The organism is Microbacterium ureisolvens, from assembly GCF_015278315.1.
Classification (GTDB): Bacteria; Actinomycetota; Actinomycetes; order Actinomycetales; family Microbacteriaceae; genus Microbacterium; species Microbacterium ureisolvens.
In genome coordinates this window covers 51,453-77,310 of sequence record NZ_JADIJE010000006.1, presented here as the reverse complement: position 1 = coordinate 77,310, position 25,858 = coordinate 51,453, and the positions used below count along the sequence as shown (strand labels likewise).

General features: G+C 70.6%; 22 protein-coding genes and 1 riboswitch. Of the genes, 12 read left to right on the top strand and 10 right to left on the bottom strand.

The window, feature by feature from the left end:
• Positions 1-2: 2 nt before the first annotated feature.
• Together glpK and IM767_RS11035 are read right to left on the bottom strand one after the other, a co-directional pair.
• Positions 3-1,541, bottom strand: a complete 1,539-nt coding sequence (gene glpK, locus IM767_RS11040; protein WP_109209869.1) for a glycerol kinase GlpK — start codon at positions 1,539-1,541, stop codon at positions 3-5.
• Positions 1,542-1,692: 151 nt separating this feature from the next.
• Positions 1,693-3,441: a glycerol-3-phosphate dehydrogenase/oxidase gene (locus IM767_RS11035; RefSeq protein ID WP_109209868.1), complete on the bottom strand. Its 1,749-nt coding sequence runs from the start codon at positions 3,439-3,441 to the stop codon at positions 1,693-1,695.
• A 140-nt stretch (positions 3,442-3,581) separates the two neighbouring features.
• Positions 3,582-3,754: riboswitch (FMN riboswitch) on the top strand.
• A 69-nt stretch (positions 3,755-3,823) separates the two neighbouring features.
• Here IM767_RS11035 and ribD point away from each other — a divergent pair.
• From ribD to IM767_RS11005, 6 genes are all read left to right on the top strand, one after another.
• Positions 3,824-4,918, top strand: a complete 1,095-nt coding sequence (gene ribD / locus IM767_RS11030) for a bifunctional diaminohydroxyphosphoribosylaminopyrimidine deaminase/5-amino-6-(5-phosphoribosylamino)uracil reductase RibD (protein ID WP_109209867.1) — start codon at positions 3,824-3,826, stop codon at positions 4,916-4,918.
• Positions 4,918-5,604, top strand: a complete 687-nt coding sequence (locus IM767_RS11025; protein ID WP_109209866.1) for a riboflavin synthase — start codon at positions 4,918-4,920, stop codon at positions 5,602-5,604. The genes ribD and IM767_RS11025 overlap by 1 nt, the downstream gene beginning before the upstream one ends.
• Positions 5,601-6,875, top strand: a complete 1,275-nt coding sequence (gene ribA / locus IM767_RS11020; RefSeq protein WP_109209865.1) for a GTP cyclohydrolase II — start codon at positions 5,601-5,603, stop codon at positions 6,873-6,875. Before IM767_RS11025 ends, ribA begins: the two co-directional genes overlap by 4 nt.
• On the top strand, positions 6,872-7,369 hold the full coding sequence (gene ribH / locus IM767_RS11015; RefSeq protein WP_109209864.1) for a 6,7-dimethyl-8-ribityllumazine synthase: 498 nt from the start codon (positions 6,872-6,874) through the stop codon (positions 7,367-7,369). Before ribA ends, ribH begins: the two co-directional genes overlap by 4 nt.
• 140 nt (positions 7,370-7,509) lie before the next feature.
• Positions 7,510-7,863: a Fe-S protein gene (locus IM767_RS11010; protein ID WP_109209863.1), complete on the top strand. Its 354-nt coding sequence runs from the start codon at positions 7,510-7,512 to the stop codon at positions 7,861-7,863.
• 235 nt (positions 7,864-8,098) lie between these two features.
• Positions 8,099-9,577, top strand: a complete 1,479-nt coding sequence (locus IM767_RS11005) for an MFS transporter (protein ID WP_109209862.1) — start codon at positions 8,099-8,101, stop codon at positions 9,575-9,577.
• Between the two features lie 154 nt (positions 9,578-9,731).
• Here IM767_RS11005 and IM767_RS11000 read toward each other — a convergent pair whose 3' ends face one another.
• Genes IM767_RS11000 through IM767_RS10990 form a run of 3 tightly spaced genes read right to left on the bottom strand, consistent with a single transcriptional unit; the run spans position 9,732 to position 12,390 of the window.
• Positions 9,732-10,559, bottom strand: coding sequence for an ABC transporter permease (locus tag IM767_RS11000; protein ID WP_109209861.1), 828 nt, complete (start codon positions 10,557-10,559; stop codon positions 9,732-9,734).
• A complete protein-coding gene (locus IM767_RS10995) occupies positions 10,556-11,452 on the bottom strand; it encodes an ABC transporter permease (protein WP_109209860.1) in 897 nt (298 codons plus the stop codon). The genes IM767_RS11000 and IM767_RS10995 overlap by 4 nt, the downstream gene beginning before the upstream one ends.
• Positions 11,449-12,390: an ABC transporter ATP-binding protein gene (locus IM767_RS10990; protein ID WP_109209859.1), complete on the bottom strand. Its 942-nt coding sequence runs from the start codon at positions 12,388-12,390 to the stop codon at positions 11,449-11,451. The genes IM767_RS10995 and IM767_RS10990 overlap by 4 nt, the downstream gene beginning before the upstream one ends.
• 165 nt (positions 12,391-12,555) lie before the next feature.
• Between IM767_RS10990 and IM767_RS10985 the strand changes: the two genes are divergently transcribed.
• Positions 12,556-12,771 (top strand): AsnC family protein, encoded by a 216-nt coding sequence (locus IM767_RS10985; RefSeq protein ID WP_479686723.1) that lies wholly within the window; start codon positions 12,556-12,558, stop codon positions 12,769-12,771.
• Positions 12,772-12,796: 25 nt separating this feature from the next.
• Entirely contained in the window at positions 12,797-14,836 is a 2,040-nt protein-coding gene (locus IM767_RS10980) for an ABC transporter ATP-binding protein (RefSeq protein WP_109209858.1), read from the top strand.
• A gap of 115 nt (positions 14,837-14,951) precedes the next feature.
• On the opposite strand, the gene IM767_RS10975 is transcribed toward IM767_RS10980, so the two are convergent.
• Entirely contained in the window at positions 14,952-16,829 is a 1,878-nt protein-coding gene (locus IM767_RS10975; protein WP_109209857.1) for a phosphoenolpyruvate carboxykinase (GTP), read from the bottom strand.
• 141 nt (positions 16,830-16,970) lie between these two features.
• Between IM767_RS10975 and IM767_RS10970 the strand changes: the two genes are divergently transcribed.
• Positions 16,971-18,407: an XRE family transcriptional regulator gene (locus IM767_RS10970; RefSeq protein WP_109209856.1), complete on the top strand. Its 1,437-nt coding sequence runs from the start codon at positions 16,971-16,973 to the stop codon at positions 18,405-18,407.
• 74 nt (positions 18,408-18,481) lie between these two features.
• Here IM767_RS10970 and IM767_RS10965 read toward each other — a convergent pair whose 3' ends face one another.
• Together IM767_RS10965 and IM767_RS10960 are read right to left on the bottom strand one after the other, a co-directional pair.
• Positions 18,482-19,606 carry a winged helix DNA-binding domain-containing protein gene (locus IM767_RS10965; RefSeq protein WP_109209855.1) on the bottom strand — a complete coding sequence of 375 codons (1,125 nt, stop codon included), beginning with the start codon at positions 19,604-19,606 and terminating at the stop codon, positions 18,482-18,484.
• A 117-nt stretch (positions 19,607-19,723) separates the two neighbouring features.
• Entirely contained in the window at positions 19,724-20,305 is a 582-nt protein-coding gene (locus tag IM767_RS10960; protein WP_109209854.1) for a GNAT family N-acetyltransferase, read from the bottom strand.
• 103 nt (positions 20,306-20,408) lie between these two features.
• On the opposite strand from IM767_RS10960, the gene IM767_RS10955 reads away from it, so the two are divergent.
• Both IM767_RS10955 and IM767_RS10950 read left to right on the top strand, forming a co-directional pair.
• Positions 20,409-20,768: a nuclear transport factor 2-like protein gene (locus IM767_RS10955; RefSeq protein ID WP_109209853.1), complete on the top strand. Its 360-nt coding sequence runs from the start codon at positions 20,409-20,411 to the stop codon at positions 20,766-20,768.
• A gap of 132 nt (positions 20,769-20,900) precedes the next feature.
• Entirely contained in the window at positions 20,901-21,116 is a 216-nt protein-coding gene (locus IM767_RS10950; RefSeq protein WP_109209852.1) for a hypothetical protein, read from the top strand.
• A 172-nt stretch (positions 21,117-21,288) separates the two neighbouring features.
• On the opposite strand, the gene IM767_RS10945 is transcribed toward IM767_RS10950, so the two are convergent.
• Together IM767_RS10945 and IM767_RS10940 are read right to left on the bottom strand one after the other, a co-directional pair.
• Positions 21,289-22,758 (bottom strand): NAD-dependent succinate-semialdehyde dehydrogenase, encoded by a 1,470-nt coding sequence (locus tag IM767_RS10945; protein ID WP_109210066.1) that lies wholly within the window; start codon positions 22,756-22,758, stop codon positions 21,289-21,291.
• A gap of 244 nt (positions 22,759-23,002) precedes the next feature.
• Positions 23,003-24,934, bottom strand: a complete 1,932-nt coding sequence (locus tag IM767_RS10940) for an FAD-dependent monooxygenase (RefSeq protein ID WP_109209851.1) — start codon at positions 24,932-24,934, stop codon at positions 23,003-23,005.
• Between the two features lie 162 nt (positions 24,935-25,096).
• Between IM767_RS10940 and IM767_RS10935 the strand changes: the two genes are divergently transcribed.
• Positions 25,097-25,807: an IclR family transcriptional regulator gene (locus IM767_RS10935; protein ID WP_109209850.1), complete on the top strand. Its 711-nt coding sequence runs from the start codon at positions 25,097-25,099 to the stop codon at positions 25,805-25,807.
• Positions 25,808-25,858 lie beyond the last annotated feature (51 nt).

Below are 25,858 nucleotides of genomic sequence, written 5' to 3'. Positions count from 1 at the left end.
GCTCAGCTGCCCGTCGTGCCCATGAGGACGCGGGCGTCGTCGTCGACCCAGTCGAGGGATTTCGACACCGCCTTGCGCCACTGCCGGTAACGGCGCTCGCGCTCGTCCTCCGGCATCCGAGGCTCGAAGCGCATGTCCTCCTGCCAGTGCGAGCGCAGCTCGTCGAGATCGCGCCACACCCCGGTCGCGAGACCGGCGGCATACGCGGCGCCGAGGGCCGTCGTCTCGACGACCTTCGGGCGCACCACGGGGATGCCGAGGATGTCGGCCTGGAACTGCATGAGCAGATCGTCGTGGGTCATGCCGCCGTCCACCCGCAGCTCGTCGAGCGGGCGGCCGGTGTCGGCGATCACGGCGTCGATGACGTCGCGCGTCTGGAACGCCGTCGACTCCAGAGCGGCGCGCGCGATGTGGCCCTTGTTGACGTAGCGCGTGAGCCCCACGAGGGCGCCCCGGGCGTCAGGACGCCAGTATGGTGCGAACAGGCCCGAGAACGCCGGCACGAAGTAGGCGCCCCCGTTGTCGTCCACGGTCGCGGCGAGCGTCTCGACGTCCTCCGAGCGCTGGATGATGCCGAGGTTGTCGCGCAGCCATTGCACCAGCGAACCGGTCACCGCGATCGAACCCTCGAGCGCGTACCGGGCCGGTTCGTCGCCGATGCGGTAGCCGACCGTCGTGATGAGGCCGCTTCCGGAGCGCACGATCTCGGTGCCCGTGCCCACCAGCAGGAAGTTGCCGGTGCCGTAGGTGTTCTTGGACTCGCCGGCCTCGAAGGCCGCCTGGCCGAAGGTCGCCGCCTGCTGGTCGCCCAGGATGCCCGCGATCGGCACGCCGTCGAGCACGGACGGCAGCTGCGAGTGCCCGACGATCTCCGACGAGGAGCGGATCTCGGGCATCATCGCGCGCGGGATGCCCCACGTGGCCAGCAGGTCATCGGACCAGTCCAGCGTGCGGAGGTCCATGAGGAGCGTGCGAGACGCGTTCGTGACGTCGGTGACGTGGATGCCGCCGCGGGTGCCTCCGGTGAGGTTCCAGACCACCCACGTGTCGGGCGTGCCGAACAGCAGCTCGCCGGCTTCGGCGGCCGCTCGTGCTCCCGGGACGTTCTCGAGGATCCACGCCACCTTCGAGGCCGAGAAGTACGTCGCCAGCGGAAGGCCGGTCGCATCGGCGAAGCGGTCGGCGCCGCCGTCCGCGGCGAGCGCGTCGATGCGCGGCTGGGTGCGCGTGTCCTGCCACACGATCGCGTTGTACACCGGTCGTCCGGTGCGCTTCTCCCACACGATCGCGGTCTCGCGCTGATTCGTCACGCCGATGGCGGCGACATCCGACGCCCGAACGCCCGCCCTGCTCAGACACGAAGCGATGACCCACTCCGCGCTGGTCCAGATCTCCACCGGGTCGTGCTCGACCCACCCTGCGCGCGGGAAGATCTGCTCGTGCTCCCGCTGCGAGACGGCGACCACCGCCCCCGCGCCGTCGAACACGATGGCGCGGGTCGAGGTCGTGCCCTGATCGATGGCCAGCACGTGCTGCGACAACGTCGTCTCCTTGTCCTCGCCGCGGGGCGTTGTGCTCGCCGCATGGCGGTGTCCTCGCCGCGCGGCGGCGATCCGGTGCCCGCCAGGCTATCGCGCGGCCGGCCGCCGCCGGACTCGACATCGCCGAGACGGGCGCGTGTGCCGAGCCGAGTCAGCGGGCGGATGCCTCCGCCCAGGCCGGGTCGGCGGCATGCACCCGGTGCAGCCCCCGGTCGACCTCGACGGCGAGGCGGGCGGCGTCCCAGCCGAGCACCGGGGCGACGGCCTCCGCGACCTCGGTCGCGGCCTCGCGAGTTGCTCCGCCGATGAAGGCCAGCGACGTCCGCCGCAGGAGGAGGTCGTCCAGGTGCACCACCGACTCGGTTGCGGCCAGGTGCCGCAGCTCTCCCGAGCTGTAACCCGGCGCGTGGACGAGCGGGGCGTCCTCGTCGTCGGCGGCGATCGCGTCGACGACCTCGCCGGCGACCGTGCCGTATCGATCGAGCAGCGTCGCGACGCGCGCGGCGGGGACGTCGGCCGCGTGCGCGGAGATCCACTGCTGGCGAGCCCGCTCGGTCATCGGATAGCCGCGGCCTCCCCCGATCGGGATGCCCTTGGTCGAGCGGCGCCGGGGATGGGCGAGCAGCGCCAGAGCGCGGTCGGCGAGGTGCTCGGCCGAGGCGCGGAACGTCGTCCACTTGCCGCCCACCAGGCTGAGAACCGTCGTGTCGCCGCCCACGAGGGGCGCGGACTCCACGCGATAGTCGCGTGAGACGAACCCCGCGGCGAGGTCGCCGTGCCCGGGGAGGGGCCGGATGCCGGAGAACCGGAACACGATCTGCTCACGATCGACGCGGATGGCCGGCAGCACCTGGCCGATGAGGTCGATGAAGTAGTCGACCTCGCTCTCGGTGCACAGGATCGGGTCGGCCAAGTCGTGCTCGAGGTCGGTCGTGCCGACCAGCACGCGACCCTTGAGCGGGTAGATCAGCACGATGCGGCCGTCCTCGTTCTCGAAGAACAGCTCGCGCCCGCCGGTCGCCGCCAGCAGCTCCGGGTGGTCCAGCACGATGTGCGACCCCTTGGTTCCGCCCATGTAGCGCGTGGGGTCGCCGAGTGCCAGATTGACGAGGTCGGTCCACGGGCCGCCCACGTTGAGGACGACGGATGCCGCGAACGCGGTCTCGGCGCCGGTCTCGGCATCCCGCAGCACCGTCTGGCCGCCCCGCGCACCCACCGCCGCGGTGTAGTTCGCGGCGCGGGCCCGATCGCCGCCGCCCGCCCGGCCGTCGCGCAGCACATCCAGGGCGAGCCGCTCCGGATCATGCAGCGATGCGTCCCAGTACGTCGCGGTGTACTTGACGTCGGGGTTGAGTTCAGGCAGCTGGGCGAGCGAGCGCTTGCGCCCGTGGAAGGTGTGGCGGGGCACCGCGCCGCCCCGGAACACGCCCCCGCCGCGCGAGAACGAGTCGTAGATGACCAACCCGATCTTGATGAGCGCGGCGCCTCGCTCGCGCGGCTTGCCGCCGCCGTGCCTGAGGAAACGGAGCGGGGCGGTGAGCACACCCGAGAACGTCGAGAAGATCGGGATCGTGGTCTGCAGCGGGCGGACGTAGTGAGGCGCGGTGCGCAGCAGGGCGTTGCGTTCGGTGACGGCTTCGTGCACCAGGCGGAATTCGCCGTTCTCGAGGTAGCGGATGCCGCCGTGGATCATGTGCGAGGACGCCGCCGACGCCCCGCTGACGAAGTCGTCGCGCTCCACCAGGGCGACGTCGACGCCCTGCAGCGCCAGATCGCGGAAGGTCGCCAGCCCGTTGATCCCGCCGCCGATGATCAGGACGTCCGCATACGGCCGTGCCGCCAGCTCGTCGAATCCCCGCCTCGGCTGCGCTGATCCGCGCGCCGCATGTGCCGTGCTCATCGCCTCACCATCCCCTCCCCAGGCTACGTCGGCGCGCGGACATGAGGACGCGCGACGCCCGGCGCGCGGGCAACCCGGACTTCATGCGAAGACATGGAATGAATGGACGGATGCCGCGTTGACTACACTCGTGAGCATCAACGTGCTCCGGGGTCGGTGAGAATCCGAACCGGCGGTGACAGTCCGCGAGCCAAGGCTTCAGCATCCGAACAGGGTGACGCCGCGGCCGATCCGGTGGAATTCCGGAACCGACGGTGATGCGACGAGGTTCCTGCGGGAGCCGGATCGCTAGTCCGGATGGGAGGCAGCACACAGGCGACGCCATGCGCGACGCCCGCTTCCCCTGCCCCGGAGCGTCGAGAACGACGAGACGAGGGGCCGGATGGCGAGCAGGGCGGAACAGGACGCGATGCGTCGGGCGCTCACGATCGCGCTCCAGGGTCCGCGCGGGGTGAATCCCCAGGTGGGCGCTGTGCTGCTCTCGCGCCACGGCGACGTGATCGCGGAGGGATGGCACCGCGGCGCAGGCACCCCTCATGCCGAGGTGGATGCCCTGTCGAAGCTCTCCCCGGGTGCCGCGCGCGGCGCGACGGCCGTCGTGACCCTCGAGCCCTGCAACCACACCGGTCGCACGGGTCCCTGCTCCGAGGCCCTCATCGCCGCGGGAGTCGCCCGTGTCGTGTACGCGACGGCCGACCCCGGCGACCACTCCTCCGGCGGGGCCGAGCGCCTGCGTGCCGCGGGCGTCGACGTCGAGGCGGGCGTGCTCGAGCACGAGGCGACCGCGCTGCTCGACTCCTGGTTGACCGTCCAGCGCCTCGGACGCCCGCATGTCACCGTCAAGTGGGCGCAGAGCCTCGACGGCCGGGCGGCCGCCGCCGACGGCACCAGCCAGTGGATCACCGGTCCGGCCGCGCGCGCCGACGTCCACCGTCGCCGCGCACAGGCCGACGCCATCGTCGCCGGCACCGGCACCGTGCTCGCCGACGACCCCGCGCTGACCGCCCGCGCCCACGACGGCTCGCTGCTGCCCCATCAGCCCGTGCCGGTGGTCCTCGGCATCCGCGCCGTGCCCGCGGCCGCGACGCTGCGCCGGCACCCCCACGCTTTTCTCCAATACGACGGCGACGACGCGTCGGGCGGGCTCGCGGCAGTCCTCGAAGACCTGCGCCGGCGGGGCGTCCAGCGCGTGTTCGTCGAGGGAGGGCCCGCCGTCGCGGCGTCGTTCCTGCGCGAACGCCTCGCCGACGAGCTGCTCGTCTACGTCGCGCCGGTGCTGATCGGCGGCGACCGACTGGCGCTTCAGGACATCGGCGTCACCACCATCGACGAGGCGCGGCGGCTGACCGTGGCGTCCGTCATCCCACTCGGCGACGATGTCCTGTACGTCGCCCGACCCACGTCCCCGCCCGCCGCCGTCGCGGCGCGTGCGACCAGAGAGCGCGTGGGAACCCCGTCGTCGGAAGGAGACGCGTGATGTTCACCGGAATCATCGAAGAGGTCGGCGAGGTCACCGCCGTGGAGCCGTCGGGCGACGGCGTGCGTCTGACGGTCCATGGGCCGAAGGCCGTGTCGGATGCCGCGCACGGCGATTCAATCTCGGTCAGCGGCGTGTGCCTCACCGTCGTCGACCAGGGGCCTGACTGGTTCACCGCCGACGTCATGAAGCAGACCCTCGACATGTCGACGCTGGAAGGCGTCGCGCCCGGTCGCAGCGTGAACCTCGAGCGCGCGACCGCGGCGCACGGGCGACTCGGCGGGCACATCGTGCAGGGCCACATCGACGGCACCGGAGAGGTGCTCGAGGTGCGCCCCGGCGAGCAGTGGCAGGTGCTGCGCATCTCGGTGCCCGAGGCGCTCGCACCACTCGTGGTCGACAAGGGCTCGATCGCCGTCGACGGCGTGTCGCTCACCGTGAGCGGCGCCAGCCCGGCGCCGTCCGCCTCCTCGGTCGCTGAGCCTGTCGAAGCGTGGTTCGAGGTCTCCCTCATCCCCGAGACGCTCGCCGCCACGACGCTGGGCACCCGAGCCGCCGGCGATCGCGTCAACCTCGAGACCGACATCCTCGCGCGCCACGTGCAGCGGCTGCTCTCTTTCGCGGCTCCGGCCGCATCGGTACTGCCCGCGGACCCGTCCGCACCGACGGAAGGAGGCTCGAAGTGAGCCTTTCCACGATCCCCGAGGCCCTCGAGGCGCTGCGCGCCGGCCGGCCCGTCATCGTCGCCGACGATGAGAACCGCGAGAACGAGGGCGACGTGATCCTCTCGGCCCAGCTCGCGACGCCCGAGTGGGTGGCGTGGACGGTCCGCTGGACGAGCGGCTTCCTGTGCGCGCCTATGCCCGCCGACTGGGCCGACCGGCTCGACCTGCCGCCGATGGTCGAGAACAACGAGGACTCGCGCGGCACGGCCTACACCGTGAGCGTCGATGCCGCCGACCGCGTGTCCACCGGCATCAGCGCCACCGACCGCGCGCACACGCTCAACGTGCTCGCCGACCTCGAGTCGACGCCCGCCAGCGTCATCCGCCCCGGCCACATCCTGCCGCTGCGCGCCGTCGACGGCGGCGTACGGGAGCGCGCGGGCCACACCGAGGCCGCCGTCGAGCTGATGAAGCTCGCCGACCTCGCCCCGGTCGGAGTGATCGGCGAGGTCGTCGCCGAGGACGGCAGCATGATGCGGCTGCCCGGGCTCCAGGAGCTGGGTGCCGAGTACGAGATCCCGGTGATCACCATCGAGCAGCTCGCCGCCTACCTCGACGAGCACGCGCCATGCGACCCCGCGATCCGCAACGCCCACAAGCGCCGCGTGAGCCTGCGCGCCGAGGCGCACGTGCCGACGTCCCACGGGAGCTTCCGCTTCCTCGCCTACAAGGACCGCGTCACCGGCACCGACCACATCGCCGTCGTGTCGGGTGAGCTCTCGGACGCGCCGCTCGTGCGCGTTCACTCCGAGTGCCTGACCGGCGAGGCCTTCGGGTCGCTCAAGTGCGAGTGCGGACCCCAGCTCGAAGCCGCGCTCGACGCCATCGAGCAGGACGGCGGCGTCGTCATCTACATGCGGGGTCACGAGGGACGAGGCATCGGCCTCATCAACAAGCTGCGCGCCTACTCGCTGCAGGAGCGGGGCCTGGACACCGTCGACGCGAACCTCGCGCTCGGACTCCCGGCCGACGCGCGGGATTACGCGGCTGCCGCCGGCATCCTCAGCGACCTGGGCGTGGAGAAGGTGCGCCTGCTCACCAACAACACCGACAAGGTCAACCAGCTCCGTCAGCTCGGCCTCGACATCGTCGAGCAGGTGCCGCTGCTGGTCGGAGTCGGCCCGAACAACCACCAGTACCTCGAGACCAAGCGCGACCGGATGGGCCACATCATCGCGGAAGCGGATCTGGCCGATGCGCTGGCCCAGATGCACGAAGGAGCAGAACGATGAGCGGCAAGGGCGCACCCCAGGTCACCGAGACGATCGACGGCACGGGACTGGACGTCGTGGTCGTCGCCGGCACCTGGCACGACACCATCTCGGACGGCCTCATCGCCGGCGCCGAACGAGCGCTCGACGCGTCGGGCGCGACCTGGCGCCTGGTGCGCGTCCCCGGATCCTTCGAGCTCCCGGTGGTCGCGAAGGCGGCCCTCGAGGCGGGGGCCGACGCGGTCGTGGCGCTCGGCGTCATCATCCGCGGCGGCACGCCCCACTTCGACTTCGTCTCCAACGCGGCGACGGACGGCCTGACGCGCGTCGCTCTCGACACCGGCAAGCCCGTCGGCTTCGGGGTGCTGACGCTCGATGACGAGGCCCAGGGCATCGCCCGCGCAGGGCTGGAGGGGTCGCAGGAGGACAAGGGCTTCGAGGCTGCCGACGCGGCGCTTCGCACCGCCCTCGTGCTGCGCGAACTCCGTCGGGCCCGGGTGACGACAGGAGCCTGACCCCGCTGACATCCCGAGATCCCGCGTGGATCGGCCCGGCTCCCGAGTGAGCCGCCGATCCACGCGGGATCTCCTCTTTCGCGCCTGCCCAGCCCACGACACGGCGTGGCGTCCCGCCGACCTTCAGCTAGACTGATGGCATGGAATTCCTCCGTCACGTCGTCGTGCTCGTCCACCTCGTCGGCTTCGCTATCCTCTTCGGCGCCTGGGTCGTCGAGGCGGTGAACGGGAAGCGGCGGTTCACCCGCCTGATGGACTGGGGCCTGGCCATCGCCGGCGTCGCCGGTCTCATCCTCGCCGCTCCGTGGGGCATCGAGTACGACCTGAACTACGTCAAGATCGGCGTGAAGCTCGTGATCCTGCTCGTGATCGGCGCGCTCCTGGGCATCGGTCGCGCGCGCCAGCGCAAGACCGACGCGCTGCCCGCCGCGATGTTCTGGGCCGTCGGCGTCCTGACCTTCACGAACGCCGCGCTCGCGGTGCTGTGGCGCTGATCCTCTGAACGGATGCCGCGACCACGCGCCGCGGCATCCCCGAACGCCTGCGGCTCGGCACCGTCCCGCGACCGCAACGGGATCGCGGGGGTAGGCTTGATCTTCGTGCCGGCGACAACGCCTGCCACCACGGTGATCCAGTGCAGTGCCGCCTGACGCGTCACCCCTGCGCCTTGCGGATGCCCACCGCCGCATCCCACCCGGATGCCCCTCTTCGCGCATGCCCCAGGTGAATATGTCTTCCCCCACCACCGCCGCGACCACCGCGGCACCCGCCAATCCCCGTTCCCGCGTCATCCTGGCGAGCCTCGTCGGCACGACGATCGAGTTCTACGACTTCTACGTCTACGCGACCGCCGCGGTGCTCGTCTTCCCCATCCTCTTCTTCCCCACCGGCAACGACACCACCTCGCTGCTGCTGTCGTTCAGCGTGTTCGGTGCGGCGATGATCGCCCGCCCCCTCGGCGCGATCGTCTTCGGCCACTTCGGCGACCGCTTCGGCCGCAAGGCCACCCTCGTCGCGTCGCTGCTGACGATGGGAATCGCGACGTTCCTCATCGGATGCCTCCCGACCTTCAACGAGATCGGGGTCTGGGCGGCCGTGCTGCTGCTCGTGCTGCGGCTCGCTCAGGGCTTCGCCCTCGGCGGCGAGTGGTCGGGCGCCGCACTCGTGGCCACCGAGAACGCCCCGAAGGGCAAGCGCGCCTGGTACGGCACGTTCCCGCAGCTGGGTGCACCCCTCGGCTTCATCATCGCCAACTCGGTGTTCCTGGCGATCAACTACCTGCTCCCGCACCCCGACGGCGCGGCGCAGCGCTCCGACGAGTTCCTCGCGTGGGGCTGGCGCGTACCGTTCCTCTTCTCGGCGGTCATGGTGGTCATCGGCCTGTGGGTGCGCCTGCGCCTGGTCGAGTCCGAGACCTTCGTCAAGGCGGAGGAGAAGGGCGTCATCCGCAAGTTCCCGCTCGGCACCGTGATCCGCCACCACTGGTGGCACCTCATCCTCGGCACGTTCATCATGCTCGCGACGTACGTGCTGTTCTATCTGATGACCAACTTCACCCTGTCGTACGGCACGAAGGCGGCCGACCTCGAGACGGCGTCCGCTGCCGCCCAGAAGGCCGCTGAGGCGGCCGGGACCGCGTTCGACCCCGCGGCGTTCGCGGCGCAGTTCTACCCCGGACTCGGCTTCGGCTACACCGATTTCGTGCTGATGCAGATCATCGGCGTGGTGTTCTTCGGCATCTTCACGCTGCTCTCGGGCCCCATCGCCGACGCGATCGGCCGCCGCCGGCTGCTGCTGTGGGTGACCGGCCTCATCATCGTGTTCGGCCTGACGTTCAACCTGTTCCTCTCGCCGCAGCTCGACCCCAAGTTCACGGGGGCGCTGACGCAGGCCTTCCTCATCTTCGGCTTCATGCTGATGGGCTCGACCTTCGGGCCGATGGGTGCCGTGCTGCCCGAGCTGTTCCCGACGAACGTGCGGTACTCGGGCTCGGCGATCTCGTACAACGTGTCGTCGATCCTGGGCGCGGCGCTCGCGCCCATCGTCGCGGTGTGGCTGTGGTCGGCGGCCGGCGGCAGCCCTGTCTTCGTGGGCCTGTACCTCTCGGCGATGGCGGTGCTGACCTTCATCGCGCTGCTCCTCTCCCCCGAGACGAAGGACGTCGACTACAACGCCGACCTCGGTGTGGGGGCGACCGGCTCCCTGTAGCCCCTGGACAGCAGACGAACGGATGCCTCGACCCGGCCGGGTCGAGGCATCCGTCTCTCGTGCGAATGACCCCCTTCGGCAGAGTCGGAGGGGGTCATTCGTGCTCGAGGCCATCCGCGGGTCGGCCCGCTCGCCGACCGGGTGGCGGCCGTGGTCAGTCCAGGAAGAGAGCGCGCAGGCGCTTGGTCGTGAAGAGGAGTCCGATCGTGATCATGACCACGTAGTACAGGACGTGCCACCACATCGCGGGTGTGAGGATGCCCGCGGTGAGCCCGCGGACGAGCTCGACCCCGTGCCACAGCGGGAACGCCATGATGATCGACTGGATCCACTCGGGATAGATCGTGATCGGGTACAGGGTCGCCGAGAACAGGAACATCGGCAGCAGGACGAAGTTGATCCAGTCCATCTGCTGGAACGTCTTCATGTAGCTCGTCACGGCCATGCCGAGGCTGGCGAAGCCGAACGCGATCAGCATCACCGCGGGGAGCGCGAGGATGGCGGTCCACGCGAGGTTCAGCCCCAGGATCTGCATGATCACCATGAACCCCGTCGCGTACAGCAGGCCGCGCAGGAGGGCGTACAGGATCTCGCCCAGCGCGACGTCGAGCGGGCCGAGCGAGGTGGCGAGCATGCCCTCGTAGAGCTTGCCGTAGTTGAGCTTGAAGAAGACGTTCCACGTCGAGTCGTAGATGGCGCCGTTCATGGCCGACACCGCCAGGAGGGCGGGCGCGATGAAGGCCGCGTAAGGCACCTCGACGCCGCCGGACGTCTCGACGTCGCCGATGAGCGAGCCGAGGCCGATGCCCATGGAGGCGAGATAGAACACCGGCTCGAAGAAGCCGGAGAGGACGACTGCCCAGCTCGACGACCGTGCGGCGATGAGGCCGCGCTGCACGACGGACTGCGGGTTGCCCGCCCACAGCGCGCGCACGCCGCCCGCGCGGACGGGCGCCGCCTCGGTTCCGGTGGCGATGGTCATTCGCCGAGCCTCCTCTGGAAGATCCGTCGCCCGATCAGGTAGCCCCCGACCGTCAGCGCCAGCAGGTAGCCGACATGGATCACCACGGCGAAAGGATCGGCGGGCATGCCGTACGTCGCGATGCGCCCGAGCTCGGTGGCATGCCACAGGGGCGAGACCCACCCGATCCACTGCAGCCACAGCGGCAGGGTCGCGAGCGGGTAGAAGGTGCCCGAGAACAGGAACATCGGCATGAAGACGAAGCGCTGCACCAGGGCGACCTGGCCCTTGTCGTCGGTGATCGACGCGGCGTAGGCCATGTACGGGATGCCGAACGCGAGGCCCGCGAGGAGGCCGACAGGGATCGTGATCCATCCGGTCTCGGGGTTCGGCACCGCCTGGAAGACCCATAGGAACAGGTAGTACGCGATGACGACCACGATGATGCGCGCGGAAGCGCCGGCGATGACGCCGCCGGCGATCTGCCCCGGCGAGAGGCCGGTCGCACTGAAGCCGAAAAAGTAGCGGCGCCACTTGAACCCGGCCATGACGGGGTACGAGAACTCCTCGGACGCGACCGAGATCGCCGCGGTCATGAGCAGCGCAGGGGCGACGAAGACGAGGTACGAGACTTCGACGCCGTTCTGGGTGATGGGCGCGTCGATGAGCGCCGCGAGCCCGACCGCGAGCCCCAGGAGGTAAAGGATCGGCTGCCCCAGCGCGCCGACGATGATCGTCCAGCCGTAGGCGCGCATCGCGCGCACCATGTGCTCGGTGACGTACCAGGTGCCGGCGACGCGGGGCTTGCGCCCCCACTGCATCGCCTCCGCCCGCAGCTCGTCGAGCGAGGGCTGCGCGCGGGTGGCCGCCGTCGGCTCTCCGCCCGGCCGCGCGGCGTCGGGTGAGGCGGTCATTCGATCAGCGACCTTCCGGTCAGACGCAGGAACACGTCCTCGAGGCTCGAGCGCCGCACCAGCGAGGTGATCGGTTCGAGGCCACGCTGGGTCACCGTCTCGAGCGCCGCCTCGCCGTTGTGGGCGTAGACCAAAATGCGGTCGGGCAGCACCTCGACCCGCTCGCCGATGCCCTCGAGCTGCGGCGCGACCTGCTCGTTGCGGTCGGAGCCGAACCGCACCTCGAGCACCTCGCGGCTCGAGTGCTCGCGGATGAGCGAGGCGGGCGTGCCCTCGGCCATGATCCGGCCCTTGTCGACCACGATGAGCCGGTCGCAGAGCTGCTCGGCTTCGTCCATGTAGTGCGTGGTGAGGACCAGCGTGGTGCCGCGCTCCTTCAGCCGGAAGAGCCGATCCCACAGCACGTGGCGCGCCTGCGGGTCGAGACCCGTGGTCGGCTCGTCCAGCAGCAGGATGCGCGGGTCGTTGATGAGGCCGCGCGCGATCGTGAGCCGCCGCTTCATTCCGCCCGACAGCTGCTCGACCTTGCTCTTGGCCTTGTCTTCGAGCTGCGCGAACGCGAGCAGCTCGTCGGCCTTCTGGTGGCACACCTTGCCCGGAAGACCGAAGTACCGCCCGTAGATGTACAGGTTCTCGCGCGCGTTGAGCTCGCCGTCGAGGTTGTCCTGCTGGGGCACGACGCCCAGTCGCGACCTGATCTCGGGGCCGTACCGGTCCGGATCCAGCCCGAGGATCGACAGCTCGCCCGACGTGCGGGTGGAGACCGCGCCGATCATCTTCATCGTCGTGGACTTGCCCGCACCGTTCGGACCGAGGAGCCCGAACGACTCGCCGGGCGCCACCTCGAACGAGAGGCCGTCCACGGCAAGGAAGTCGGGCTTGCCTTTGACCTTGTAGGCCTTGACGAGGTTGTCAGCGGTGATCACGGGGGCGGGCACCGGATAACCCTAACGCTCCGCTCCGACACCTCCCACACCCGCCTTCCCCTCGGCCCAGAACGCCCGCTCGTCAACGCAAGTTGACGACCGTGGACGCGTCAACTAAGGTTGACGGCGGATGCCTCGACCGGCGGCATCCGTCGGCGAACGCGAGAGGCGGGCACCGTGAGCGGTGACGAGATGCGCACCCTGATCGGAGCAGCCGGCGAGCGCGAGCCGCTCGCCGAGCTGCACCACCTGGCCGAGGTGCGTCGCGAGCTGAGCCGCGCCGAAGAGGTGCAGGTGCGCCGGGCGCGCAACCTCGGCTTCTCGTGGCAGGCCATCGCGAGCGCCCTGGGCGTGTCCAGACAAGCCGTCCACAAGAAGTACGGTCGAAAGTAAGCCCCTTCACGAACGAGGTTCACCCATGCCCTCCGCCGAACTCGACGAAGCCCCGGCCGCCACCCCCGCGGCCTCCTCCCCCGCACGCGCCCGACGCGGTCGCGGCCGCCGCGGCAAGGACGAGGAGGGCCCGCGCGCCACCTTCGCGCAGCTGCTGCCGTACCTGTTCGAGCACAAGCGGACGCTCGCCGTCGTGGTCGTGCTCAGCATCCTCAGTGCGGGTGCCTCGCTGATCCAGCCGCTCCTGGTCGGCGAGGTGATCACGCGCGTCCAGGACAACCTCGACCTCGGGATGCTGATCTGGGCGCTGGTGGGGTTCGTGCTGCTCGCCTCGCTCATCTCGGGCTGGCAGCACTACCTCCTGCAGCGCACCGGCACCGCGGTCGTCTACTCGAGCCGCCGCCGGCTCATCTCCCGCATCCTGCACCTGCCGATCAGCGAATTCGACGCGCGGCGCACCGGCGACCTCGTCTCGCGCGTCGGCAGCGACACGACGCTGCTCTACGCCGCACTGACGCAGGGCCTCGCCGACTCGATCGGCAACGGGCTGCTGTTCGCCGGCGCGCTCGTCGCCATGGCGATCATCGACCCGGTGCTGCTCGCGATCATCGTGCTCGTGATCGGCGTCTCGGTGCTGGGCGTCGTGCTGCTGAGCGGCCGCATCCGCGCGGCGTCGACGGAGCAGCAGGAGAAGGTCGGCGCGCTCGCCTCGGGCGTCGAACGCGCGGTGGGCTCGATCCGCACCGTGCGCGCGTCGGGTGCGACGGCACGCGAGGTCGACGCGGTCACGGCCCAGGCGACCGAGGCCTACGACGTCGGCGTGCGCATCGCCAAGGTGTCGGCGCTCGTGGTGCCGATCGCGAACGTCGCGCTGCAGGTGTCACTCCTCGTGGTGATCGGTCTGGGCGGCTTCCGCGTCGCCACCGGCGCGCTGTCGATCGCGAGCCTCGTGACCTTCATCATGTTCCTCTTCATGCTCATCGCCCCGCTCGGCTCGTTCTTCGGCGCGATCACGTCGGTGAGCCAGGCCCTCGGCGCCCTCGGGCGCATCCAGGAGGTGCTCGACCTCCCCACCGAGGCGCAGGACGACGCCGCCATCGCGGCGCGTGCGCAGGCGTCCGGGAGTCAAGTCGCGCACGTGGCGGAATCCGACGCCCGGAATGCCCACAGTGCGCGACTCGAAGCCGAGGAGGCACCCGCCATCGAGTTCCGCGACGTGCGCTTCCGCTACCCCGAGAACGTCGTCGCCGCTCGCCGCAAGGCCGAGTCCGAGGCGCTGGCCGTGCTCGAGAGCGCCCACGTCGCCACCTCCACCATCGTGCTCGGCGACCTCGCGGCAGAGGGGGGCGGGATGACGGATGCCGCGGCATCCGTCCCCGTCGATGCGGAGGTGCTGCGGGGCGTGTCGTTCTCGGTGCCCCGAGGCGCACGCGTCGCGCTCGTGGGTCCTTCGGGGGCCGGCAAGAGCACCACCCTCGCCCTCATCGAGCGCTTCTACGACCCGACCGACGGCGCGATCCTCCTGGACGGCACCGATGTGCGCGGCCTGGACCGCGACCAGCTCCGCGCGCAGCTCGGCTACGTCGAGCAGGACGCCCCGACCCTGGCCGGGACGATCGGCGACAACCTGCGTCTCGCCTCGCCCGAGGCGTCGGATGCCGAATGCGAAGCGGTGCTCCGCGCGGTGAATCTCGGCGACGTCCTCGATCGCAACCCGCTCGGCGTCGACGCCCCGGTCGGCGAGGCGGGGGTCATGCTGTCGGGCGGCGAGCGCCAGCGCCTCGCGATTGCGCGCGCTCTGCTCGCCGCTCCGCCGATCCTGCTGCTCGACGAGTCGACGTCGTCCCTCGACGGGCTCAACGAGCAGCGGATGCGCGAGGCGATCGACGCCGTCGCCGCCGGCCGCACGCTCATCGTGATCGCGCACCGCCTGTCGACCGTCGTCGACAGCGACCACATCGTCGTCATGGAGCACGGCCGGGTCGTCGGCCAGGGCACCCACTCCGAGCTCGTTCAGTCGACACCGCTCTACCGCGACCTCGCGAAGCACCAGCTGCTGGTCTGACCGGGCGTCGGCACCCGTGAACGAGGATGCCTCGACCCGCTGCGAAGACGCGGGTCGAGGCATCCGTCCCCTGCAGGGGGCCTCGCTCGGCCGGATCACCGGCCGGCCGGCGGGTTCAGGCGCGCTGGAGGCGGTAGCGCAGCGCGGCGAGTTCGGCCCACAGCGGTGCGGGCACGCGCCCATCGAACGTGCGGTAGAACTCCTCGGTCAGGTCGGCCTCGCGCAGCCACAGCTGCGGGTCGACAGCGAACAGCTCGTCGAGGTCGGCCTGCGACACCTCGATGCCGTCGAGGTCGAGGTCCGAGGGCTCGGGCAGCCGGCCGATCGGGCTGTCGACCGCGCCGACCTCGCCCTCGATGCGGCGGATGATCCAGTCGATGACGCGCGAGTTGTCGCCGAACCCCGGCCAGAGGAAACGGCCGTCGGCACCCTTGCGGAACCAGTTGACCTGGAAGACGCGCGGGGCCCGGTCGAAGCGCAGCTTCTGCCCGACCTTCAGCCAGTGGGCGAAGTAGTCCGCCATGTTGTAGCCGCAGAACGGGAGCATCGCGAACGGGTCGCGGCGCAGCTCGCCGACCGTGCCTTCCTGGGCCGCCGTCTTCTCCGACGAGATGTTCGAGCCCATGAAGACGCCGTGGGTCCAGTCGGTGGCCTCCACGACCAGCGGCACGTTGGTGGCGCGGCGTCCGCCGAACAGGATCGCGTCCAGCGGCACGCCCTGCGGGGCGTCCCAGTCGCCGGCGATCTGGGGGCACTGCGCAGCGGCGACGGTGAAGCGCGAATTCGGGTGCGCGGCGGGACGACCGGATGCCGGGGTCCAGGGCTTCCCCTCCCAGTCGGTGAGCTCCGCCGGCGGCTCGTCGGTGAGGCCTTCCCACCAGACGTCGCCGTCCGGGCGCAGCGCGACGTTGGTGAAGATCGTGTTGCCCCACAGCGTCTCGACGGCCGTGACGTTCGTCGACTGGCCTGTGCCGGGCGCGACGCCGAAGAAGCCGGCCTCGGGGTTGATGGCCCACAGGCGCCCGTCCTCGCCCGGACGCAGCCACGCGATGTCGTCGCCGAGCGTCTCGACGCGCCAGCCGGGGATCGTGGGGCGCAGCATCGCGAGGTTCGTCTTGCCGCAGGCCGACGGGAACGCCGCCGCCAGGTGGTAGGCGCGGCCGGCCGGGTCGATCACGCGGATCAGGAGCATGTGCTCGGCGAGCCACCCCTCGTCGCGGCCGATGACCGAGGCGATGCGCAGCGCGAAGCACTTCTTGGCGAGGATCGCGTTGCCGCCGTAGCCCGAGCCGTACGACCACACCTCGAGCGTGTCGGGGAAGTGCACGATGTACTTCTCGTCGTTGCAGGGCCAGGCGACGTCCTGTTCGCCCGGCTGAAGCGGGGCGCCCACCGAGTGCACCGTCTTGACCCACGGCGCGCCGCCGGCGATCTCGCGCAGCACCTCGGTGCCGACGCGCGTCATGATGCCGATCGAGGTGACCGCGTACGCGCTGTCGGTGACCTGGACGCCGATGTGCGAGAGGGGGCCGCCGACCGGGCCCATCGAGAACGGCACGACGTACATCGTTCGGCCCTTCATCGACCCCTCGAACAGCGGGGTGATCGTGGCGCGGATCTCGTCGGGAGCGACCCAGTTGTTGGTGGGCCCGGCGTCCTCCTCGCGCTCGGAGGCGATGAAGGTGCGCGCCTCGGTGCGCGCGACGTCGCTCGGGTGCGAGCGCGCGAGGTACGAGCCCGGGCGCCATTCGGGGTTGAGCTTGATGAGCTTGCCCTCGTCGACCATCTCGCGCAGCAGCGCGTCGTTCTCGGCGCGCGATCCCTCGATCCAGTGGACGCGAGCCGGCTGGGTCAGCGCGGCGATCTCGTCGACCCATGCCCGCAGCGCAGCCATGCCCTCGCCCTGAACGGCCGGCAGCTCACCGTACGTCCGGGTGACGGTGGGACGCGCGGAAGAGCCTTCGGTTCGGGTGAAGATGTCGGCAAGGGCCATGGTGTCGCTCCTCGTTGATTCGACCGTCAGATGGTTGTGACGATGCAGATTCGTGCTCTTCCTCTACTTTCGCGTCTAACAGGAGTCTCTTCCCGCGAAATGCGGTGTCAAGACTTGCGATTCTTTCGCTAGCATCAAGGAATGCCCCCCACCTCCCTGGAGCTGTCGACCCTGGGTCACCGCATCCGTCATCAGCGCCTCGCGCACGGCTACACGCTCGACGAGCTCGGAGCGCTCGTCGGCGTCGCCGGCAGCCAGCTCAGTCTCATCGAGAACGGCAAGCGCGAGCCCAAGCTGTCGCTGCTGCAGGCGATCGCCTCGACCACCGGCGTCGAGGTCGCCGACCTGCTGTCGGCCGAGCCGCCGAACCGGCGCGCCGCGCTCGAGATCGAACTGGAGCGGGCGCAGTCCGGCTCGGTCTTCCGTCAGCTCGGCGTCCCGCCGATCAAGGTGTCGAAAGGAATGACCGACGACACGATCGAGGCCATCCTCGGGCTGCACCGCGAGCTGCAGCGCCGCGAGCGGGAGGCGATCGCCACCCCCGAGGAGGCGCGGCGTGCCAACACCGAGCTGCGGCTCATGATGCGGGAGCGCGACAACTACCTGCCCGACATCGAGAAGCTCGCCGAGAAGCAGCTCAAGGCCGCCGGCCACGTGTCGGGCGCCCTCACGCACCGCACCGTGAGCATCATGGCCGAGAAGCTCGGCTTCGAGCTCATCTACGTCAACGACCTGCCGCACTCGACGCGGTCGGTGACCGACCTGGAGCACGGCCGCATCTATCTGCCCCCGGCATCCATCCCCGGAGGTCACGGCCTCCGCTCGATGGCGCTGCAGGCGATGGCCCACCGCCTGCTCGGCCACAAGCAGCCGACCGACTACGCGGACTTCCTGCAGCAGAGGCTCGAGATCAACTACTACGCCGCATGCTGCCTGATGCCCGAGACGGCGTCGGCGGGCTTCCTGCAGCAGGCGAAGAAGGACCGCAACCTCGCCGTGGAGGACTTCCGCGACGCCTTCGGTGTCACGCACGAGGCGGCGGGCATGCGGCTCACCAACCTCGCCACGCACCACCTGGGCATCAAGCTGCACTTCCTCCGCGTCGACGGGTCGGGCGCCATCTCGCGCGTGTACGAGAACGACGACCTGCCGCTGCCCATGGACGTGACCGGTGCCGTCGACGGCCAGATCGCCTGCCGCAAGTTCTCGGCCCGCGCGGCCTTCTCGGAGCAGAACCGCACCACCGAGCACTACCAGTACACCGACACCCCCGCCGGCACCTACTGGTGCTCGACCCAGACCGGCACGACTTCGGACGGCGAATTCTCGATCACCGTCGGCGTGCCGTTCGACGACGCCCGGTGGTTCCGTGGCCGCGAGACCCAGAAGCGGGCCACCTCCACCTGCCCCGACGAGTCGTGCTGCCGCCGGGTCGCGCCGGACGTCTCGGCGCGGTGGTCGGGCAAGGCGTGGCCGAGCGCCCGCGTGCACATGCAGATGTTCTCGCCGCTCCCCCGCGGCGCGTTCCCCGGCGTCGACGACAACGAGGTGTACGACTTCCTCGACCGCCACGCCTGAGCCGTCGCCCGCCGGCCGCGCGCGGGCGCGCCGAGACCGCGGCGGGGCGAGGGGACACCGGGAGGATCCAGGGCTCACGCCGTGATGAAGTCGCGGTAGCGGTCGAGTGCGGCCGAGATCTCGGCATCCGTCGCCGTGCCCGGCGCGAAGAGCTCGGGGATCGGGTCGTCGGCGTGCCGGCCCACGGCGACCGAGTGGGTCCACACGCCCACGGCCTCGCCCCGCGCGACGAGGATCGGCCGGACGATGCCGTTCATGCTCGGGCCGATCGCGCTCAGGAACTCGGGCGCGCACGGCACGGTGCGATCGGCGTACGAGAGGTAGTACTCCTCGAAGGGCGGCAGCGCCACGACCTCCGGAGCCGCTGCGCTCCGCCGCGGCGCCCCCGACGCGACGACGTACTGCGGCTCGGGTTCGTCGGCGACGACGGTGAGGCGATCGGATGCCGCATCCGCCGCGCCGCGCGAGATCCCGAGGGGCAGACCCGTCCACCAGGCGAAGTCGCGGGGACCCGCAGGACCGTGCGAGGCGATGAAGCGGAAGAAGAACTCCGCGAGCGGATCGGTTGGGGTCGCGGCATCCGTGATCCACTCGTCGGTCAGCACGAGGAACTGCTCGCGGGTCGGCCCCGCTGTGCGCGGCACCACCGGACCCTGGCAGACCACGGCTCGCAGCGACAGGGCGACCAGCAGGTGGTAACCGCGCTGGCGGGCGGTCGAGACGCCGCCCAGCTCCCACACCTCGAACAGCTCCTTGCGGGTGAGGCGGTTGCCTCCGCCGAGCGCCGCGCGCGCGAGGCGTTCGGCCCGGTCGGCCTCATCGGCGTCGATGCCCTCGGCGCGATGGACGGCCGCCGCCTGGCGGCGCTGCCGATCGCCGGTGATCGAGAGCACCCACTCGAGGTCGGCGGTGGGGATGGTGTGGATCGTGCCCCGCATCGTCCACGTGCGCACGATCTCGCCCCGGTCGTACGCGGCGTCGACATCGCGCACCGTCGTCCGGCCGCGCGTGCGCGCGGCGAGCGCCCAGCGCCCGCCCCAGAACTCCTGGCTCTGCGTCGCGAGCATGTGCCGGGCGGCTTCGGCGACCGTCGGCGCGGGGGCGCTCAGCCGGTGCGAGCGAAGCCGCTCGTGACGCGTGGCCGGGACCGGCAGCCGGCTGGCGGTGGCCGCGGCGCCGGACGACGAGGTGGGACCCATGCGCCCATCATGGCGCAGGTGGCGGACGCCGGACGGGACCGCGCCCGCGACCCGGTCGAGCTCCGGCGGCGCTGACGACGGGAGACCGGATGCCGCGGGCCGCGGCATCCGTCACCATCAGACAGCGGACGGGATGACCTTGCGCATCACCGTCTTGCTCTTGCCGATGTGACGCTCGAACGTGAATCCCGCCTTCTCGAACATCGCCCTCGTGCCGTTGTGGAGGAAGGAGGAGGACGTCTTCTTGCCGGGGACCAGCTCGTTGGGGAAGGAGACGACTTCTCCCCCGCCGGCCTGCGCGATCAGGCTCAGCGCACCGTCGAGGGCCTCACGTGCCACCCCGGACCGCCGGTGGTCGCGGTCGACGAAGAAGCAGGTGATCCGCCACGGTGCCGGGTTGGTCTCGCCCGCGTCGTACTGCTTGCGGTGGTAGATGCCCGGCAGCTCGTCCGGGCTGCCGAACTCGCACCACGCGATCGCCTGGTCGCCGTCGAAGACGAGCGCCGCGTGCGCGACCCCCTCTTCCACGAGTCGCTGCTTGAACGTGGCGCGGTCGTACTCGCTCTTGACCGTGTGCTCGGTGTCGCCGTGGAAGTACGAGCAGTAGCAGCCGCCCCACACTCCGTTGTGCTTCTCTGCGAGCGCGAGCCACGCCGGGAAGGTCTCGGGGGTGAGCGGCTTGATCACGTGCGAGGTCATGACGGACTCCTCGGGTCGCTGGTGCCCAGTCTGCCGAGGGGTACCGACCTTGTCGAGCCGGCGGCCCGTGGCGCGCAGCGCGGAGGCAGAGTAGACACGTCGTATGACGAAGGCGAGCGCCTGGCTGGCGGGCTACATCAAGGCGTGGGGTTCGAAGGACGAAGGCGACGTACGGGCGATCTTCGCCGACGACGCGGAGTACTGGTTCCGACCCGACGACGACGATCCCGTGATCGGCCTCGACGCGATCGTCGAGATGTGGGGTGAACCGGAGGCCAGTGACCCCATCCACGATCTCGCGGTGCTCATCGAGAACGACGAGGTGGGGATCATCAAGGGCACCGTGGTCTACCCCGGCCACGCGAGCTACTCGAACCTGTGGGAGGTCTGGTTCGCGCCCGACGGTCGCGCCTCGAAGTTCGTCGAGTGGTTCATGACGCCGCGCAAGCCCGACGACGAGTGAGCCAACCGGGGGCGGTCGCGCGCCACCAAGGTCGCAGGAAACCGGCAGCAGAGTGCATCCGGATGGACGAGTCTGCGAGAAGTACTCCGTAGCGGGTGAACACGCACCCGCCACAGAGGAGGGGAAAGTCCAATGAAGCGCATTCTCGCCACCGGAGCCCTCGTGGCTCTCGCCGTGTTCGGTGTCGCCGGCACGGCCAACGCCGCGCCCGCCGACGCCGCCTGTTTCGGTCAGATCCACAAGACGATCAACACCGAAGGCGCCCTCGGGTTCACCAACGTGGGTGACGTCGTCAAGGCACTCGGCGGTCAGGCCAAGAACGAGACCGCCCGGGGACTCTGCGACTGACACCGCGAACCCGCCGCGCCGCTCCGGCGGTTTCGGGCGGTTCGGGCGGTTAGGGCGCCGGCCGGTGCGGCCGGTTCGGGCGCCGCGGCTCGGCGCCGCCCACACCAAGAGATGAGCGGATGCCCCCTCCCCGGGGCATCCGCTCATCTCATGTCATCGATTCAGGCGTGGATCAGAACGGGTTCGGCGTGAGCGTGTACTTCGTCTGCAGGTACTCGTGGATGCCCTCGGCGCCGCCCTCGCGGCCGAGCCCCGACATCTTCCAGCCGCCGAACGGGGCCGCGGCGTTGGAGACGACACCCATGTTGAGGCCCATCATCCCGGTCTCGAGGCGCTCGATCATGCGCTGGCCGCGCGAGAGGCTCTCGGTGAACACGTACGACACGAGCCCGTACTCGGTGTCGTTGGCGATGCGGACGGCGTCGTCCTCGGTGTCGAACGGGATGATCGCCAGCACCGGCCCGAAGATCTCCTCGCGCAGGATCTCCGAGCCCGGCTGCACGTCGGTGACGACGGTGGGCTCGTAGAAGGTGCCGGGACCGTCGACCGCGTTGCCGCCGGTGGCGACCTTGGCACCCCGCTCCACCGCGTCCTGCACCAGCTGCGACGCCTTCGCGACGGCGCGGTCGTCGATGAGCGGGCCGATGGTGACGCCCTCCTCGGTGCCGCGGCCGATCGTGAAGCCGTTCACGCGCTCGGTGACGCGGCGGGCGAACTCTTCGGCGACCGACCGGTGCACGATGAACCGGTTGGCGGCAGTGCAGGCCTGGCCGATGTTGCGGAACTTCGCGAGCATCGCGCCGTCCACGGCCTTGTCGAGGTCGGCGTCGTCGAACACCACGAACGGGGCGTTGCCGCCGAGCTCCATCGACGTGCGCAGCACACCCTGCGCCGCCTGCTCGAGCAGCTTCTGGCCGACCTGGGTGGAGCCGGTGAACGACAGCTTGCGCAGGCGCGGGTCGCGGATGATCGGCTCGGAGACGGCGCCCGACGTCGACGTCGTGAAGACGTTGACGACACCGGCGGGCACGCCGGCGTCCTCGAGGAGCTTCGCAAAGGCGAGGGTCGTCAGCGGCGTCAGCTCGGCGGGCTTGATGACCACGGTGCAGCCGGCGGAGAGCGCCGGCGCGATCTTGCGGGTCGCCATCGCGAGCGGGAAGTTCCACGGGGTGATGAGGAAGCACGGGCCCACCGGGTGCTGCGACACGATCATGCGGCCGGTGCCCTCGGGGTTCGCCCCGTAGCGGCCCTGCACGCGGGCGGTCTCCTCGCTGAACCAGCGCAGGAACTCCCCGCCGTAGGCGACCTCGCCGCGTGCCTCGGCCAGCGGCTTGCCCATCTCGATGGTCATGAGGAGGGCGAAGTCCTCCTTGCGCTCCTGCAGCAGATCGAACGCGCGCCGCAGGATCTCGGCGCGCTGGCGCGCCGGCGTCGCCGCCCACGCCGGGAACGCCTCGACCGCGGCGTCGAGCGCGGCGATGCCGTCCTCGGGGGACGCGTTCGCGATCTCCTTGACGACGTCGCCGTTGGACGGGTCGTAGACCTTCAGCGTCTCGTCGCCGGTTGCCGGGCGCCACTGCCCGCCGATGAACAGCCCGTCGGGCACGGACGCCAGCAGCTCGGACTCACGGGTTTCGGTGATCGTCGTGGTCACGGGGACTCCCTTGTCGGTTCCGGGTGCCGCGGTGGCGGCATCCGTTCAATCGATGTCTACCGGGCCAATTCTGCCCGTCGCCGCCGCAGCGGCCGATATACGTGATGTACAGGTGGAGGTGCATGTTCGCCCGCACGGAGTGGTGTGACCCCTTCACCGCGTCCTCAGTTGAGGACCAGGGCCGAGATGAGGATCGCGTCAGCCGTGTTGCCCCTCATTCCGGCTCGGATCCTCAATTGAGGACCGGCGCGAACGCGGTCTCATGCTGGTCGACGAACACCCCGGCGAAGAACGCCGCGAGCTCGTCGGTCGCCGCGAGCGGAAGCACCGCCGCGACGTACTGGTCGGGGCGCACGACCACGACGACGCCGTCGCGCGACAGGCCGCGCTCCTCGAAGATGTCGTCGGTCGTCCAGGCGCTGGGCGCTGCCGCGTAGACCTTCTCCCAGTCGATCAGGCCCAGGGGGCCGGTCTTCGGCAGGAAGAGCTCCGCCACGCACATGATGTCGACCTCCTCGTGCGCCTGCTGGTACACGACCTTCACGTCGAACACCGCGTCGACGTCGGCGCCGGCGGGGGTGAAGCGGCGCACGGGCGACTCGGGCGAGGCCATGAACGCCGCCCAGTCGGAGAGGGCGGATGCCGCGCCCGCGGCGGGCGCGTCGGCGAAGGCGTAGATCCGCCAGCGGCCGTCGGCCTTCGCGTGATGGCCCAGGTGCACCGGGTTGCCGTCGCACACCCGCACGACCTCCACCGACTTGAAGCGCTTGCCCACCGGGAAGCCCTCGGCCAGCGACTGGTGCGAGGCTGGGCCGGCGGCATCCGTCACGATCATCGACGGGCCGTACTGCGTCATGAAGCCCGACGGGAACTCGGCGGTGCCGAGGTAGAACGTGGCGAGCTCCTGCGGGTCGGAGATCTCCTCGGGCTTGCGCGCCATCAGCGCCGACCACTCGCGGTCGAAGTCGATGAGCTGCTGGGCGACCGGCTGCCGCTCCGCCGAGTAGGTCGACAGCAGCGACGCGGGGCTCAGGCCGGTCAGCACGTGGCCGAGCTTCCAGCCGAGATTGAAGCCGTCCTGCATCGAGACGTTCATGCCCTGCCCGGCCTTGGCGCTGTGCGTGTGGCAGGCGTCGCCGGTGAGGAAGACGCGGGGGTCGTGGCCCTGGTCGACGTCGACGTCGTCGAACTTGTCGGTGACGCGGTGGCCGACCTCGTAGACGCTGTGCCAGGCGACCTGCTTCACGTCGATCGAGTACGGGTGCAGGATCTCGTTCGCGCGGCGGATGACCTCCTCGATGGGCGTCTGGCGCACGCGGTGGTCGTCGTCGGCGGCGACCTCACCGAGGTCGATGTACATGCGGCTGAGGTAGCCGCCCTCGCGAGGGATGTGCAGGATGTTGCCCGCCTCCGAGTTGATCGCGCACTTGGTGCGCCAGTCCGGGAAATCGGTGTTCACGAGCACGTCCATGACGCCCCAGGCGTGGGCGGCGAACTGCCCGACGTGCTTGCGGCCGATCGCCTCGCGCACGCCGCTGCGGGCGCCGTCGCAGCCGACCACGTACTTGGCGCGCACGGTGCGCTCCTGGCCGGCACGCTCGCCCGCGGTGTACCGCACGCGCACCTCGACCGGGTGATCCCCCTCCTCGTGCACCGTGAGTCCGACGAACTCGATGCCGTAGTCCGGGGTGATCCGGCCAGGACCGAGCGCCGCCGCCTCGGCGAAGTAATCGAGCACGCGCGCCTGATTGACGATGAGGTGGGGGAACTCGCTGATCTTGAACGCGTAGTCCTCGGTGCGCGCGGTGCGGATGATGTTGCGCGGGTTCTCGGGGTCGGGTCCCCAGAAGTTCATCCAGGCGATGTTGTAGGCCTCGGCGATGATCCGCTCGGCGAAGCCGAACGCCTGGAACGTCTCGACGCTGCGCGGCTGGATGCCGTCGGCCTGGCCGAGCACGAGCCGGCCCTCGCGCCGCTCGATGAGGCGGGTGGTCACACCCGGGAACTGCGACATCTGCGCCGCCAGCAGCATGCCGGCCGGTCCCGAGCCGACGATGAGCACGTCGGTCTGGTGAGGCAGCTCGGCTGGGCGGTCGATGCCCGTGCCGACGGCGTCCTGCACGCGCGGGTCGGCCGAGACGTAGCCGTGGTGGTGGAACTGCATCGGTGTCCTCCTCGGACGACGGTGTCGAGGGCTCAGGGCCTGGGTGCTTGAGGGCGAGCATCGCATGTTCTATATTCGAACGCGACGTTCTACTATTGAACAGATCGTATACGACCCGTGCTGGGGCGGCAAGACCTCGGCGCGACGAGACAGTGAGCCCTCATGACGCCCGCCGCGACCACACCGCCCGCCTCGCAGACGCTGAGCCGCGGCATCCGGATCCTCGAAGTGCTCGCCGACGCACGCCGGGCGCTCTCGATCGACGAGATCGCCGACCGGCTCGATGTGCACCGCTCCGTCGCCTATCGGCTGCTGCGCACCCTCGAAGACCACGGACTCGTCGAGCGCGACGCGGCCGGACGCATCGAGCTCGGCGCGCGCCTGGCCGCCCTGGCGGCAGGCGTCGCGCACGACCTGCAGGCCGAGGCGGTGCCCGAGCTCACCGCGGTCGCGGGCGACCTCGGCATGACCTGCTTCCTCGCCGTGCTCGACCACGACGAGTGCGTCACGCTCTCGAGCATCGAACCGCGGCACGCCGTGAACCCGGTCGCGCAGCGCCCCGGGACGCGGCACCCGATCACACGCGGTGCTCCGGGCAAGGCGATCCTGTCGCTGCTGCCCCGGCCGTCCTGGCCCGCCGGCGTGTCGGCCGAGCTGGCGCAGGAGGTGACGGATGCCGCGGCCCGCGGCTACGCCACCAGCCACGACGAGGTCATCCCGAGCCTGCGCGCGGTCGCCGTGCCGTTCACGGTGCGCGGGCGCGGCCCAGCGGCGATCGCCGTCGTCTTCGTCGCGAGCAGCCACAGCGATCAGGAGATCGCCGCGCGCCTGGCGGTGTCGGCCGCGGCGATCCGCGAGGCGCTCGGCGGCTGACCCACGGGCGCGGGAGACCCCGGTCACGCCGCGAGACCCCGGCTGTGCACG